Genomic DNA, 17,066 nt, shown 5'->3' on the forward strand with positions numbered 1-17,066 from the left:
TATAAGCCGTAAGCTATAAGCACGGGGCTTACGCCCCAAGCGCGCTTCGCGCTTGCCCCGAAGGGGCTGTAGCTTTTAAAAAATTTTTCAGGTACTTTAACTGTTTAGAAAGCGATCGCTTTTTATTGAGTTTGATTCCATATAAGCGTATCTAATCTTCCTGATGAAGTAGAAAATCGCATCGAAGCGAATAAAGATTTTCAATATGATGATTCTGATTTATCGGCATTTTTGTTGAGCGACTCAACTACTTTATCTTCAGACTCAATCTCCCCAGATTTTCAAACCTTGTTGCATAACACCATCGGTCATGATGGTGTTATTGAAAGTAACACACCAGACATCTATCACAAAATCGAAGAATCTAGCACCAGTGAGATTGGCTCTAGTGAAATTAGCGTATTCGACGCTAGCATTAAAAAATTCAGCCCTTATCAGATTGGCTCCAGTAAAATCAACATCGGTGAGATTGGCTCTGGTGAAATTAGCTCCTTCCAAGAAAGCATCTTTGAACATGGCTCTAATCAAATTAGCCCCACTCAGGTTAGCCCCACTCAAGTTGGCTTTTCTCAACCTAGCACCGATCAAATTAGTGGAATTCAAGTCAGCCCCACTCAAGTTAGTCTCAACCAAGTCAGCCCCACTCAAACTGGCTTGTCTGAGATAAATTTCTCTCAAATCGGCTCGACTCAAGTCAGCCCCACTCAAATCAGTTCTGCTCAAACTAGCTCGACTCAAGTTAGCCCCACTCAAATCGGTACAGATCAACTTAGCATCTCGCAAGTCAATTCCAGTCAGTTGAGCATCAATCAACTCGACACCACTGAGATCGACACCAGTAAAATCCCGCTCACCAGCAGCGTACCTTCTGAGCAATTCCTCAGCAGTCATCATAACTCAACCTCCTACAACTTCGATAACAGTGCTAGTTTACTCGCAACAGGCACCGAAATCATCAACCCTAAATCAGTAGAATATAATCCAAAAACCAATACAGCTACACTATACTTCGATGGTTTTGAAGCTAGTGAATACGAACTAATCGTCGATGACAATCTAACTAACCCAGATGGCATTACCCTAAAAGAACCCTATCAGGTAGACTTTACCGCCGTTTCCGACTTTAGCGAACTAGTCGATCTAAAATTCACCAACACCAGGAGCGATCGCCAAAACCAGACCATCTCCTTTGATATCTCTTTAACTAATACAATCGACTACGACCTCTCCCTCCCCTTAAATCTAGTACTCCGATCGGGCAATAACAGCGAAACTGCCCAACCCAGTAAGTACACCAGTATTAGTGATACAGGAGCATACTTTATCGACCTCAGTGACTCCTTACCCGATGGTATTCTCAAGTCGGGAGAATCAGTTACTGAAGAAACAGTCACCATCTACAACCCCGATGACCTGAGATTTGAATTTGAGCCAGGTATTTACACTCTACCCACCAACAATCAAGCTCCAGTTTTCAGTTCCGAACCAATCACTGTTGCCACCGCAGGAGAAAGTTACGTCTATAACGTAGCAGCTTCTGACCCAGACGGCAGCGTAGTTGGTTATCTGCTTTACGATGCCCCAGAGGGAATGTCAGTCAACCAGTCTGGTCAGATTACTTGGAGTCCTACAGAAGGTAGTCCGAGTGAGGCGAAAGTCAGTCTGCACGTTCTGGGGAATTTAAGTGGAAGCCCAATTACGGACAGGCTGGTGAGTATACCCTTCAGTTTGCAGTGACTGATAGTCATGGTAGTCAGGATCTTAAAGAAGTTGAAATTGTTGTTGCCAATGTCAACCGTCTACCCAGTCTTGCAGTTAAGCCTCAGATAGTAGCTTTGGGTGAAGAATTAGAATTTACGCTCTTTGGTAAAGATCCTGATGCAGAAACCACCTTAACCTACAGTTCTTCAAATCTACCAGAAGGTGCAACATTAAATGCCGAAACAGGACTGGTTAAATGGCAACCATCTCCAGGACAGGTAGGGGATTATGTGGTTACCTATCAAGTATCTGACGGTAAAGACACAGTTGAGAAAAATACTTTAATTCGCGTTGAAGTCGAACCAACTCTACCTGTTGTTAATTTAGAATTCACTCCCAGCTTTGCGCCTATTCCAGGACAAAAGGTAACTATTAATGCTTTAGCAGATAGCTTTACTGAGATTAAAGAACTTAAGGTACTGGTCAATGGTCAAGAATTAGCTTTAGATAGTCGCAATCGAGGTTCATACACTCCCAGTCAACCAGGTAGGGTGGAAATAGAAGTTACTGCTACTGATGCTGCGGGACGTACTGCGACTACGACTGAAATCCTCAAGGTGCGCGATCCTCAAGATAATGACAAGCCTGTGGTGGCATTTGGTTTGGGCTTAAATGGTGAAGCCTTCGATCGTGCTACAGATATTAAGGCCACAATTAGCGATCGCAATCTAGATGAGTGGACGCTTGCTCTCAAGGGAGAGGATGAAGTCTTAGCTACAGGTTATGGCAATGTTAATAACAATGTAATTGCCAAGTTAGATCCTGCTCTTTATAGTAATGGTTTCTATACTTTAGAGTTAACTGCTACCGATATTAAAGGGCGGACTTCTACTACTGAAATAATTGTCGAAGTTGAAGGCGATGATAAAAAGGCTCAATATCAAAGGGTTGATACTGATTTATCCCTTGACTTTAACGGTACTACTATCGATCTAACTCGTCGTTATGATTCCCCTAAGCGAAATGAATCGGGTAGTTTTGGTAATGGTTGGGCTAGTAGTTGGAATTTTGACCTAGAAACCGATGTCGAGATTCGTGGTACGGGGAATGAAGCAGTCAAACCATTTGAAACTGGTACGAGACTGTACTTAACTCTTCCCGATGGCGAACGAGTCGGCTTTACCTTCCAACCCGTAGCCGAAGAGATTACAGGCTTGACTTACTATCATCCTGCTTGGGTGGCTGATGCTGGAGTTAACTATACACTTGAATCTACTGATGTTCTGTTGAGTAAAGCTGGCGATCGCTTTTACGATCTCCAAACAGCCAAACCCTATAATCCCTCTGCTCTCTCTGCCTCCTCTGCTTATACTCTCACTGATAGTGACGGTACTGTTTATCAATTAAATGCCGAGGGGGTTTTACAAGAACAGGTTACTAGTAATGGCACGCGGTTGATTTATAGCGATAGCGGTATCTTGAATCCTGAATCTGGAGAGATGGTGCGGTTTGAGTCGGATGAAGCTGGTAGGTTAACTAATATTACTGCACCTAACGGCACTAGTGTTATTTATGACTATGATGAGGCTGGTAATTTAATCAGTGTCAGAAATCTTTCCCTGGGTGATTCTGTTCGTTACAGCTACGGTGAAAAAGGATTGAATTTAATTGCTGGGGATACGGGTGAAGCTGTTGCTTACTTCGATACCCCTGTAGTCAAACCAATTACGAAAGATTTAGGTACGGCTAGTTCTTTTACTGGCAAAACAATTACTGGTAGTTCCCCAACAGCCAATCTTTACAGCTTTGCCTTGAGGGAATCGGAGCTTAAATCGACTAATACTGGCTTTGTCCTCTTGGGTGTCGATACTGGTAGTAATGAGATGCCTGTAATTGAAGGTTTGACACCAGTTAGTAGTACTGATGGTTTTGCTTTATTTGCGATTGACCGTGAAGGTTTGAATTTACTGAGCGTTAATGGTGATTATGAACTGCAACTTGGTATTGCTGGGGATGTAAATAATGATAATGCCGTCAACGGTGTTGATAGTCAGTTAGTAACCGATGCTATTGGTAAGTCGGCTGGGGATGCTGGTTACGATCGCACCTTAGATCTTAATCGCGATCGCACTATTGATGCGACCGACTTACAAATACTCGGTAGTAACTATGGCTTCCGTTATAATCAGGCTCCTGTAGTAACTGACGGAGAAGCTATAACTCATGAGGATCTGAGCGTTGAGATTCCCCTGAAGGATTTAGCTAACGATCCAGAAGGCGATAAGCCTTACGGCATGGCTTCGCAACGCATTTTCTTTAAGGCTACTGATGTTCAACATGGTCAAGTTATCTTTACCCCCGACGGTTCTCGTGCCATCTTTAAGCCCTATGTGGGTTATACAGGTACGGCATCCTTTAAGTTATTTGCCGACGATGGTTATGGGGTAAGTGATGCTGCGGTTGTGTCGATTCAGGTTAGTGATGCACCTTTAACTAGCTTGGACTTTGTGGAAAGAAATCCCCAGTTAGAGGTAGGCGAGCAAGTTGAATTGCAAGTGGTTGCTGACTTTGCCGATCAAGAAGATGTCGTGCTGCCTGGGGATTATTTGACTTGGCGTACTGAAAAGACAGGGGTAGCTACTATAAGCGATCGCGGTACGGTTACTGGTGTGAGTAATGGTACTACCATATTCAGTGTCGAACGAAATGGTTTGAGTGCTGTTACTGCTTCGAGAGTTGGTCAGACAGAAATTCCAGGAACTGAGGCCGAATTAAATACAGCGATCGCTCAATACTTCGGTTTGGATGTTTATCCCGATGCAGTAACCTTAACCAAAGATGTTGAAAGACAAATTCTCGTTGGTATTGAGGGTCAAACTGATTCTCCAGATCTGAGTGATGATACTACTGGTACGCGCTATTTTGTCAATAATCCAGAGGTGATCGGCGTTGATGAAGATGGTTTAATTACCACCCTTATGGAGGGAGAAGCAGAAGTTACTGTCATTCATGGTGGTGTTGAGTCAATTATTCCCGTCAACGTGGAAACTTCTAATCTTGGTGCAACCGAGTTGGATGCTGATGGTGGTATTGTCGAGAATAGCGAAGGCTATCAGGTGATGATTCCTGAAGGTGCATTGGCCCAAAAAGCAGAAATTAATATTACCAGTATCGAGCAAAGCGAATTAACTGCTCCTTTACCAGAGAAATTTGAAGTTATAGGTGCGTTTAATCTAGAATTAGGGGATGAAGATTTAGCAATTCCTGCTCAAATAGCTATCCCTGCACCAGAGGGATTAGCACCAGGTACAGAAGTCTTCCTAATGCGAGATGGGGAACTACCCGATGCGACGGGTACTTGGAATCCCATCTGGCTAGTGCAAGAATCAGCAATTGTCGGTGATGACGGGATGATCCGCACTTCTTCTCCTCCTTGGCCTGGAATTAAAAAGGGCGATGATTATATTGTTAGCGTACCTAAGTTTGAATATAAAGTTGGTAAAACCTATGGTGGTTTTGGTACTTATACAGGAGCGAGTAATCTGGCTGGTACGGCGGTAGTCACCTCTGGGGTAGGAGTACTGGCATCTAATTTCAGTGCTATTTTTAGTATTCCTACCTTCTTTGAAGCGAATTTAAGAACTGTCGAAGTTATTACCATTCCTAAGATTGGTAGTTTACCGAAAATCACTACCGCAGGTGTAAGCATCAATCCTCAAGGAGTTCCAAGTGCAACCGTAGAGTTAGATACCCCCTATTTTAAAGATAATAATCCGTTCCTTGCGCCAGCTTTGGAAAAAGGCAAAATAGATTTTAGCGAAACAGAAGAACCAGTTGTTTACTTAACAGGAACTAATTTCTTAATCGATGGTGAAAATACCAATGTTTCTGAGACAACGTTTGCTGACTTAACTCCAATTTTTGAATACGCTGGAAAGGAATACGAAGGTGAAGTGATTTCTGATTTGAGTAAAACTTTGGGAGGAAATCGTTATCAAATTGCGATTAAAGTTCCTCAAACAGTAGTCTTATCTGAATCTGCGATTAGCTTAACTAGAACTCAGATGGAATTAACAGATGCTAGTAATCCTAATTCCATCAAGCCTGTTCCTTATAAAAGCGAAAGTAAAATTACGATTAGTCCTCAAGATGTTGATTTAACCCTGGCACCACAAGCATTCAAGGATCGAGTTAGTGTCTTTAATGCTCTTAATCCCGAAGAAATATTGGAAACAGGTGATTTAACTAGCAGAGATCTATTATTAGCTGAAATTCCTGTAGGTACTGGCGGGACTTTTGATGATGAACCTAGAGATTTAGCTGCCACTCATGACGCTACTCGTGCTTATGTGTCTTTACGAGACTCAGGTAAATTAGCTCTAATCGATTTGATGAGTTTGCAGCAGGTTGACACCAACTCAGAAACTCCAAATGTCATCGATCAAATTAAATTACCAGTCAATGCTGCTCCTCATGCCATTGTTATTTCTCCAGATGACCGCTATGCCTATGTTGGCGATTATCGTAGTGAAACCCTATACATCGTTGATATCGATGCCAAATCTACTACTTATCATCAGGTAATTGAAGTAATTAATCTGGCTGGTGTAGAAAATGGATTACGTTCTTTAGCAATTAGCGAAGATGGTAGGAAATTATTTGCCAGCGCCCCTACTAGTAATAGTAGAGCAGGGGAAGGCAAAGTTTATGTATTCAATATCGATCCTCAAGATCAGCCGAAGGAATTAAAAGATCAACCAGGAGAATTTGAACCCAATACTCAGAAATGGCATGAGATTATTGGCACGGTTGAAGTGGAAAAAGGAATTGAGGGAATATCCGCCTCTCCAGATCCTCATGTTATGGTTTTCACTAATCGCTTTGAGGATTACAAGGGCTTTGGTCGGATTAAAGTTACCAATGATGACCCGACTAAATTTGCTGCGAGCGTGAGCTATACACCTTTGGGATTGGGTTCGGCTCAGGATTATTTCGATGTCAATGAGGCTAGAGATGTAGTGATTACCAGTGATGGTAAGTATGGCTTTGTCGCTGGGGCTAATTCGCGTAATATGGGTAGTGGAATTCCGAGTATTGATGGGCCCAAAGCGGGTAGTAATGTCGGGATTATTGTCGATCCTTTAACTGAAAATGCCAAGTTAGTTGCTGCCACTCGACCAATTCCAAATGCTTGGACGAGCAGTATTACTATTTCTGGAGATGATAAATACTTGTTCGCTTCCTATCCAGGAGTAGGCGGGGTTTATGCTTGGTCTGTTGAGGAGATAATTAAGACCCTTGACGATCCTAGTGGAAACGTAATCGATCATTTAGGCAGAGGTATCGCTTCTCCCGTATTTAACCCAGCCACCAAAAGAATTGCTACTAAAGCCGATCTGAGCAGTGTGCCGATTGACAATATTAATCCCAAGATTACGATTGCCTCGGATTTACAGCTAATTAAAGATAAATATACTAGATTCAATGGTCTTGAATATGTAAATGATGTCGAATTTGGTGTTCCCGAAGAATCCAAGCGCGCACCTCTGACTATTGGTTTTAATCCTTGGTCGGTTGCTAATGCTACTCGTCGCAACTGGTTAAACTTGCTACCAGTTGACGAGGATGACATAACTCAAGATTTAACTCCAACTCTTGAATGGGAATTTGACAAAGAATATGAAGATGTCAAAGAGGTCAATCTTTTTGTTAGTTCTACTCCCAAAAATCAAGGATTATTACCCTGGGATCAATTAGCAGATTTAAAAGATCCTACTTTACTACCTGAATTGAGCGTAGCGCAGAAGAAAAAATTGCTGACAGAACCTTGGGGTGAATTTGATGACTTTAATCCTGGTCGGATCATCACCGCTACTTGGAAAAAAGATACTAAAACTTGGTATTGGCGTGATGGAGAAACAGTTATTGCCAGCACTCCAGGTAATCCCCCCAACTCGAAAACCAGGTTGACAATTCCCGATGAGCTAGCCCTAACTTTAGGAGAAGACTACTACTGGGCAGTGCAAGCTACCGCCGCCACTGGAGAGGTAAATTTAGACACCTCTGGTGAGTTTGAAACTGTTGCGCCCATTAACGACCGTCCTTTTAGTAGCGTGACTGTGATTACTCATGGCTTTAACTTAATTCCTTTCCCTGGAGAGCATGAGGGAATTCCCGAATCAAGTTACCAAATGGCCGAGAAAATTGTTGGTATTCATGGGGAAGATAAGGAAGGTCTGATCTTACGCTATGACAAACCGACAGGTAATTGGGTACCTGTTCAAAAGGATGAAGTATTTGGTTGGAGAGATAACACGGACTTAACCAACGGATTAAAACCAGAAGAACCTGGTTACATGAAGTTGTTGGGCAATGTGATTAACACTCAATACCAACACCGACCAATTATCCTGCTGACAGAGTGGTCTACCAATGGAGAATCTACGGTTCCCGATTCTGGCTTTACCGAAGGTGCTGCTGATGCCTTCTTTGCTTCGATGGTAGAACTTGATCGAGTATTAAAAGTTAAAGTCGGCGACGATGTATCTCCTGGTGACGGGATTTATAAAGATAATGGCGATTTGCGTCGTGAACAAGGGAATTTATTTAATTCGCCGATGCACTTTATTGGTTTTAGTCGAGGTACAGTTGTTAATAGTGAAATCATTCAACGTTTAGGAACTTACTATCCTCTTGCTGGTGGTTTTGAAGCTGACGAAAATGGCAAGAGAATCGAAAATACTGGCGATCTTCAGATGACCACCATAGATCCTCATGATTTTGCGCAAGAGGGTCTGAATATACCAGTAGGAGAGCTTTTTGATAAAGCACTGGCTTTATCCAAGAATTTAGCTAAAGATCCTTTGACACGAAAAATTGCCGAAGAAATTCTTAAATATGCCTCAAAAATATCTAGATTTAGTCGCGAAGACCTAGATTATTCTGATTTTCAAGAACCAAGAGTTCAGGTTTGGGACAATGTTAGTTTCGCCGATAATTATTATCAAACTACTAATACTGGTAATCCGCTTAATCTAACTCCCAATGGTCGTGAGCTTGTCAACATCAATCCGTCTCCTTATAGCAATGCTGCCGATGTGAACTTGGATCTTTCAGATTTTCGAGGTTTCAAAGGCATTGAAGCGGTGGTTAAGTATCCCATCGGCGGGGCGCACTCGGCAACCTTGGCATGGTACACAGGTACGGTAGATCAAGCATTAACCAGTATTGATAATGAGTTTGTGTATGAAGAGGACGGAATTGAAATTCAAAATCAGAAGGGCGAGGTCAACCTAGACAAATGGTACGATTCTCAACTAGATGTAAATGCTCCATTGTGGTACTCATCTGGCAACAACCCAAATGATACTCCAGATGAATATGACTCTGAAGAGGGTATTGGCACTGGTTGGTATTACTCCTACCTTAATGGAGGAGAAAGACCAGATGGTCGTCGCTCGACAGTGACACCAGCTTTTGACAATACTTTTGCACCCAGACAGCGTGGCGATTTTGCCGTTCCGACTCTATTTAACGGCAACTTTGATACTTCTTTTAGTGGCAATGAAGAAAGCTTTAGAAGTAATACTGTTCGCAATGCCTGGGGTGGGGCCATTGCTGGTTGGTCTTATCACAATGGCAGATTAGATCAATTTGATGTAGGTAGTTTTGGCGATCTTAAGTATGGTGTCAGTATCAAAAATCTGGTTGATTGGAAGAGTATTCATACTCTAAGCGATGATTACCGTAGTCAAGTAGGTTATAGCGAAACGCAACCCAATTTTGCTCTTAAGATGGATGGTGGTGACAGTATTGTTCACAACCGCTTTGTTGTTCCTGATTGGGGTGCGTTGAGGTTCGATCTTCATACTCCGAATATTAATGGAGGACAACTACAAGTAACACTTCAAGCAGCCGATGGAAGCGCAGCAGGAGTTTCAACAGCAATCTTTTTAGAACCAGCTATAAACAGTGCTTTAGCATATTCAGAGAATACTCGTAAAATTGGTTATGGAACACAAGGATTTGAAACCTTTACCTTAGATATACCAGACAATTTGAGAGGTAAAACTGCCATTTTATCTTTTCAATTAGATGGTGGAAATCCAATTTATCTTGATGATGTTTTCTTCCAGAGTAAAGACTTGATGTTAGGATTGCCTACTTTAAATGAGCAAAAACCTAGAACTGATCTATCTTTTGCTGATAACTTCTTAATTGAAAAACCACAATATAGCTTGTCGTATAACCAAGACAAAAAAGGTTCCAATTGGGTTAGTTGGCAAGTTAATCCAAGTTGGCTTGGAAATGTCTCTCGACCAGGCGCAGAGGAAGCAAGACTCGATACTGACTATCCTTATGGAGAAACAGATTATCCTTGGATATCTGATCCTACATTGCCTAGTGGTTTAACAACCACAATTCCTACAGATTATAGAGCTGATTCAAGTTATGATCGAGGGCATTTGATTCCTGTTAGAGATAGAGATAGAAGTGTCAAAGATATATTATCTACATTTTTGACTACTAACCTCTTGCCTCAACATTTTAAAGTTAATCAGTCTGGAGGTTCGTGGTTTAAATTAGAAGAATTCACGGATAAAGTTGCCGAGCGTGGTTGGAATCTTTATATTACAGCAGGTGGAGCGGGAACGATTCCTAATTCTCCACTAGAACAAGTTCACGGAATTAATACGCCTGAATCAATATGGCAGGTAATAGTAGCACTCAAACCAGGAGAAAGAATCGAAAATATAGATATCGACACTCCAATTATTGCTGTTAATATTCCTAATGAGAGACCTGTTCCAATTCCAGACGACCCAGATTCTCCAGATCCTACAAAGTGGTATACCTGGATTACTACCATTAACGAAATTGAAGCATCAACTGGTTTGGATTTGCTCTCAAATTTGCCAGATGAGCTGGAGAAACAAATTGAGCAAACTAGCTATACTGGTTCAGTTTCTCCTACTGGGTTTCCCATAATTCCTTTTTCTGGTTCTCTATTAGCTGAAGAGTCAAATAGTCCAGTTTCCTCCATCGGGGAGAGTAGTATCACACAAGATAGCACCACTAATTCTGGGATTATCGATTCCTCCAGGAAGAAAAATCGAGGCTTTACTCAAATCAACACCGGTCAAATTAGCTCCATCCAGGCAAGGTTCACCCCCAAACTGAGTTTCCTCTACACAGGCATCAGTCAAGTTGGCGCCACTCAAGGCACAGTCCTGAAGGCGCGCCCTACTGAGATTGGCTCTTATCAAGATAGCATCATTGAGTCCTCCATCATGGAAGATAGCACCACTAAGGTCAGCACCACTAAGATTGGCTCCTTCCCATCCAGTCATAGAAAGATCGGCGTTACTCAAATTGATCCCACTCAAGTCGCAGTCACTGAAGTTAAGCCCTCGCAGGGAGATTCCACTAAAATTTCTTTCACCAGCAGCGTACCTTCTGAGCAATTCTTCAGCAGTCATAATTCAACTCCCCAAATAATTAATGAAATTAATAATAGCGCAATTAAGATCTGGTCAAACTTACTCAAATCAGAAACATCGCTAGATGTTGATTTCCAAATCACCGACCTACCATCAGGACAACTAGCCGAAGCAACCATCATAGGCTTCGACTCTTCTGGAGTACCCAACGCAGGAACAATCCTCATTGATCGCGATGCCAATGGTGTCGGCTGGTTCATTGACGAAACACCATTAGATAACTCAGAATTCACCACCAAAAACACAGATAGTTACCTACTTGCTGCTGCGGAATCAGAAGCAAATGGCAAATACGATTTACTCACAACAGTTCTCCACGAACTTTCCCATCTCTATGGCTTCATCGATGGCTATCAAGGATACGACGATCGCCTTTCCACCAAAAACGGTACTACCAAATTCATCGGCGATGATTTCACCGCAACCCTCGATGGCGAACACCTAGACAAACAAACCCATCCCTATGACTTGCTGAATACCCACCTGGCACCAGGAATGCGGAAACTTCCTTCTGAGTTGGATGTACAAATACTACAATCACTAATTGCCACTGAATTTGAGCGAAATGGCAACAAGCCAGCGGGTGAAGAATTACTTGCCAAACTAACCTCAGCTCCTTTACTCGGTATTACTAATGGAGACTTCAGTATCTCCGACACCACCAATAATACCTATGCTTGGAACACTCGTGGGGATAGCAAGATCGAATCAGGTCAAGCAGTACTAACTGAAGACTCACCATTTTTAAGCAACTTCAGCCAAACCTTTACCGTGACTGAATCTGCCAAAACAATTCAGTTTAAGTTAATTGAAACAGAATTGGGAGCAAGTGAATTAGCTCCTCCAGATGCTTTTGAAGTCGCTTTGCTTGATGCCAATACCCATGAATCTCTTGTTACTGACAACGATTTAACCGAAACCGATTCACTACTCAACATTCAAAACGACGGCACTGCTTACTTTAGCGACCAAGTAAGAATTGGCGGGGCAACATCAGGAGAACTCATCAACCTCGACAAATCCCGCACTGTTACCATTGATATCTCAAACCTCACCCCTGGTACAGAAGCCACCCTTTACTTCGACCTTCTAGGCTTTGGCGATGTAGATAGCCGCGTGGTAATCGATGATGTCCGTCTTTCCGACCAAAACCTGTTACCACCAACAGCAGTAGACGACACCGCTACCACCATTCAGGGTGAAGCGAAAGTCATCGAGATCCTGGCCAATGATAGCGATGATGATGGCACAATTACCCCCGAATCAGTCCAGGTAAGAACGGGTTTAGGGACTTGGGGATTTGGGGATTTGGGGGGTGCTACTGCTCATGGTACTGTTCGGGTTAACCAAGACGGTACTGTGACTTATACGCCCAGCGATCGCTTTGTCGGCAAAGATAGCTTCACCTATGTAGTTCAAGACAATGATGGACAACCATCAGAACCAGCTACAGTGACTGTTGAGGTGAAAAATGCTGCACCTAAGATTACGGAAATTAATATACCCGATCGCATTACCGAAGGAGATGAAGTTACATTAAAGGCGATCGCAACTGATGCAGGCTCGGACGAGCTTACCTATACTTGGGACTTCGGTGATGGTGAAACTGCCACTGGCACAGATTCGCATATTACCCACACCTTTACTAAAAATGGCGACTACAAGTTAATGAGAATACGCTCTAATTGCTGTTTATGGTCAAAGCCAACAAGTTATTCAGGAATTGGAAAACCAAAAAAACACGACCGAAAATTTAAGGTCAATGACCAAAGTAATTTTCTAAATTTAGTTTGATGATTTAGCTGTTAAAAACAGGCTGAATTGTTTTCTAATGATTATTTTTAGTCTAAACGGGGGTCACTCAGCAAGATGCTAAATCCAGCGATGTGATGCGATGTTTACATCCTGTCAATGTGCGATCGCAGCTATCCTTACCGATGTCAGATGGAGTTGGGCTTTATATTGGCATATGTATGACGACTCATTCCCTTCAGGCGGATTCCGCGTTTTGGGACGTTGCGCGATCGGTCAAATCTCAACTCTCACAAATTGACATTGCCCAGCAGTTAGTCGAGGAGTACCAACTTCTACAACCCATGATGGCGAATTACACCGATGCCACCGCCTTGGTTGAAGAAGTGGGATCGCAATATTCCTGTCAACTGACCGTCACGAATCTCGGTCGCATCGATATGGCTCAACAGTACGGCGACATTCGAATTGAAGCACTCCAATTCCATGCTTTTACAGGTGTGGTCGGGCGGATTGTTGGCGTGGCGACCTTGGGCGATCGCCTTGCCCTCACGCTTTCATCGACACCCCTAATTGATGTGGATCGGGATCGGGATCGGAGCGATCGAGCTGAAACTGCCTTTTTATCCGAAGGAGTGAAGCGTTTAGAGCTTGCAGTTCAAGCAATTCACTGGAATGACACCAAAGTAGATTTGTCCTTCACCATAAGAATCTGATAAATCATTGTAAGAATCTGAAAGAACTCAAGCATTTGAAATCAATACACTAAGGATAGATATAACCAAGAGAATCCAATTATGGTCAACAAACAAACTGTAGACGAACAAGCAAATAGAAAAACAACTACTAACCTGACACCAGCCCAGGAATTTTTGCAAGAACTCTGGGAAGAGCATTTGAGGTACGAGTTTGACACTCACAACACTGAAGATACCCTCGCCACAATGGTTGAGGATGCTTACGTTAATAATATTCCAGTAATGACTGGGGGAGTCGGGAAACCAGCACTGCGCGAGTTTTATTCTAAATACTTTATTCCACAGATGGCACCAGACACCGAACTGACTCCGATCTCGCGCACGATTGGAAACGATCGCCTCGTAGATGAAATGGTGCTTAAATTCACTCATACCGTTCAAATAGATTGGATGCTACCTGGCATTGCTCCGACAGGAAAACGGGTTGAAGTGGCAGTGGTAGCGATTGTTCAGTTCCTTGACGACAAGCTAGCCCACGAACACATCTACTGGGATCAAGCGAGTGTCTTGGTTCAACTTGGCTTGCTCGATCCTGGTACGTTACCCGTTGTGGGCGTTGACAGCGCGCGTAAGGCACTCGATCCAAAATTGCCCTCAAACGCACTAATCGATCGCGACTAAATAATAGGAGTTATCCAATGTCAACTTTTGTTTTAGTTCATGGCGCATGGCATGATGGTTCTGCTTGGAAAGGGATCATCCAACATTTAGAAGCGAAAGGACATCAGGCTTTTGCTCCTACAATTGCTGGAAACGGTAAAGGTGTGAATAAAAATGTCAACCACGCCCAATGTATGCAATCGATAGCAGATTATATCGTTAGCAAAGACTTAACTGATATCGTCCTGTTAGGACATAGTTTCGGAGGTATGATTATTGCTAAAGTTGCCGAAGCGATTGGCGATCGCATTCGACGGCTAATCTTCTTGGATGCCTTTGTTCTCAACGACGGTGAAAGTCTTAGAGATAACCTACCACCGCATCTGCAACAGTTAATGGATCGATTAGCGAAAGAATCAGACGATAATACAATGACGATGCCTTTCGATGTTTGGCGCGAAGTATTTATTAATGATGCCGATCTCGAACTAGCTAAATCTAGTTATGCACAATTATCGTCTCAACCCTATCAACCGTTCATTGACAAGTTGGACTTAAAACAGTTTTACTCGCTGCCCATTCCCAAGAGTTACCTTTACTGTAGTGAAGATATTGCACTTCCTCAAGGCGAGTGGGGTTGGCATCCGAGAATGTCCAATCGTTTAGGATTATTTCGGTTCGTACAAATGCCAGGGAGTCATGAGGTAATGTTTTCTAATCCTGGCGGTTTAGCAGCAAAAATTATCGCAGCAGGACGCGATTAAGATTAATCGGCAACAGTAAAAAACGGAAATATTAGATCGGTCACAGCGATTACACATTAACTCGACAGGAGCAATTTCATGATGGAATCTTTCTGGTTTTTTGGTTCTCATCTTACCATCCTTGCCGATCGCACCACGACGGTCGGACATTACGATCTAATCGAAGGATACTTTCCACCTGGTTCGCAAACACCTCTCCATCGCCACACCCGTTATTGGGAACATTTATACGTGATTGAAGGAGAGTTTACAGTCTGGGCAGGTCGAAACAAGCTTGTACTAAGCACGGGTGAAAACTTTCTGATTCCAGTTGGTATACCTCATGTCGTTGGCGCGCTCGGCGATTATCCAGCGCGTGGATTGGTCTTTGCTGCCCCCAGTGCCTTTGCTCGGCTGATTACAACAGTGGGTACGCAGGAGAAGAAAGAAACACCCGATATGGAACTGTTCGAGCGTATTTCTGCCGAGATCGGCGACGAGATTTTAGGGCCGCCTGGAACTTTGCCCTCCACTGCTCCAAAAACGGAGTAAATCCATTGCAAACAGTAAAGAAGCAATTTTTGCCACAACATTAATAATAAAACAGAATCATGGAACCAGTTCAATTGACATCTTTAACAGCATATAAGCGCACCTCTGCGCTCGACTCGACCATGTTTTACATGGGAAATCTAATGTCCTTCCTGGTTAGAGGTGAGGACACAGGAGGTCGCTTCGCCTTGATGGAGATTCAGGCGAAACCAGGCAATGAACCACCCCCTCATCTTCATGAATGGGAGCATGAGACGTTTTACTTGCTGGAGGGCGCGATCGAGGTCTACTGCGAAGATAAGGTCTTGATGGTGCATCCAGGGGAAGTGGTCTTCATACCGCAAGGCAAGCCACACGCTTTTTATATCCGCTCCCCACATCTGCGAATGTTGATCCTGGTTCAAGCAGTGGGCGATCGCGCAGTTGGGCTGGATCGCTACTTCATCCAAATGGCCGAACCTGCAACTAGCATGAATCTTCCCACTGAAGCAGTCACATATCTAATGGACGATCCCAGTCAGGCTATCAGCCTGGGTGAAGCAAATGGTGTTCGTTTTCTGTCGCCAGAAGAAATTGCTAAGGAACTGTCGCACTACCCAGGATTTGGAGCTAACTTGGAGAAGAGCGAATAATAAACGGCGATCGCATTAATGTCCCAGTCAATAATGCAGAATACGGTCTCATGGGCGCAGTCGAACAAGTTAGGATCTCTCTCAAAAGTATGATTTTTGGCAGTGATCGACTATGTATCCTCAATAGGAGGTGTACTTGGTCAAAAAAATGGTAAGCCAAATGCAGGAAACACAATCCTTGACGGGGAAACTTGTCAGCCCGACAATCGAACTCGACCAACAGATGCGTAGAACTCTAGTGTCATCAAGTCGACAGATGGACTGGAATGGGATCTTGGTCGAGCAGTATCAATATTCTCCAAATCCTCTAAATCCAAATGAACTTGACCGTCCTGCCACCTCAGACCATTGGTTCAACTTACCGCTAGTAAATCCCGTTACCTTGTCTCAAAAGCGGGACGCTCGCTTGCATGAATCAATTCTTCAAAAAGGTGACAGCACCTTTATTCCTGCTGGGGAACCGAGCTACTGGCTCTGCAAAGGAAGTGATACCTACCGTCCAATGCTGAACATCCACTTAAAGCCTGAGTCGATCAGACAAGTCGTTGAAGCTGCCGAAATCTATCTAGATCGGCTCGACCTCGTGAGATGTTTTGGTCAGCAAGATTTACAGCTTCATCAAGTCGCCATGCTGCTTTTAGCTGAGTTACAGTCAGGTGGCATGATGGGACGATTATATGTCGAATCCTTAACTCAAGTTCTAGTCATTCATCTGCTGCGCCACTATTCCACCTTTACGCGCACCATTACATCCCAAAATAGAAGCTTAACTCGCGTTCAGTTGCAGGAGGCGATCGAATATATTCATACGAACCTCGATCGCGATTT

9 protein-coding genes are annotated in these 17,066 nt (G+C 43.3%); 8 read left to right on the forward strand and 1 reads right to left on the reverse strand.

The genetic code is table 11. From position 1 onward, the window contains the following. Nucleotides 1–264: 264 nt before the first annotated feature. On the reverse strand, nt 265–891 hold the full coding sequence (locus KME09_10710) for a pentapeptide repeat-containing protein (protein ID MBW4534393.1): 627 nt from the start codon (nt 889–891) through the stop codon (nt 265–267). Between KME09_10710 and KME09_10715 the strand changes: the two genes are divergently transcribed. The 8 genes from KME09_10715 to KME09_10750 form a co-directional block, all read left to right on the forward strand. Next, nucleotides 799–1,737: a hypothetical protein gene (locus KME09_10715; GenBank protein ID MBW4534394.1), complete on the forward strand. Its 939-nt coding sequence runs from the start codon at nt 799–801 to the stop codon at nt 1,735–1,737. The two genes, KME09_10710 and KME09_10715, sit on opposite strands and share 93 nt — an antisense overlap. Next, nucleotides 1,734–12,995: a DNA/RNA non-specific endonuclease gene (locus KME09_10720; protein MBW4534395.1), complete on the forward strand. Its 11,262-nt coding sequence runs from the start codon at nt 1,734–1,736 to the stop codon at nt 12,993–12,995. Before KME09_10715 ends, KME09_10720 begins: the two co-directional genes overlap by 4 nt. Before the next feature lie 95 nt (nt 12,996–13,090). Further along, a complete protein-coding gene (locus tag KME09_10725) occupies nt 13,091–13,669 on the forward strand; it encodes a hypothetical protein (GenBank protein ID MBW4534396.1) in 579 nt (192 codons plus the stop codon). Nucleotides 13,670–13,750: 81 nt separating this feature from the next. Continuing rightward, complete coding sequence (locus KME09_10730) at nt 13,751–14,332, forward strand: ester cyclase (GenBank protein MBW4534397.1); 582 nt, start codon at nt 13,751–13,753, stop codon at nt 14,330–14,332. Between the two features lie 17 nt (nt 14,333–14,349). Beyond that, complete coding sequence (locus KME09_10735; protein MBW4534398.1) at nt 14,350–15,075, forward strand: alpha/beta fold hydrolase; 726 nt, start codon at nt 14,350–14,352, stop codon at nt 15,073–15,075. Between the two features lie 78 nt (nt 15,076–15,153). Then, complete coding sequence (locus KME09_10740) at nt 15,154–15,606, forward strand: cupin domain-containing protein (protein MBW4534399.1); 453 nt, start codon at nt 15,154–15,156, stop codon at nt 15,604–15,606. Nucleotides 15,607–15,665: 59 nt separating this feature from the next. Continuing rightward, nucleotides 15,666–16,238, forward strand: coding sequence for a cupin domain-containing protein (locus tag KME09_10745; GenBank protein MBW4534400.1), 573 nt, complete (start codon nt 15,666–15,668; stop codon nt 16,236–16,238). A 160-nt stretch (nt 16,239–16,398) separates the two neighbouring features. Further along, nucleotides 16,399–17,066: hypothetical protein (locus tag KME09_10750; GenBank protein MBW4534401.1), on the forward strand; the 668-nt coding region annotated here is incomplete at its 3' end.

Source organism: Pleurocapsa minor HA4230-MV1, assembly GCA_019359095.1.
Taxonomy (GTDB): domain Bacteria; phylum Cyanobacteriota; class Cyanobacteriia; order Cyanobacteriales; family Xenococcaceae; genus Waterburya; species Waterburya minor.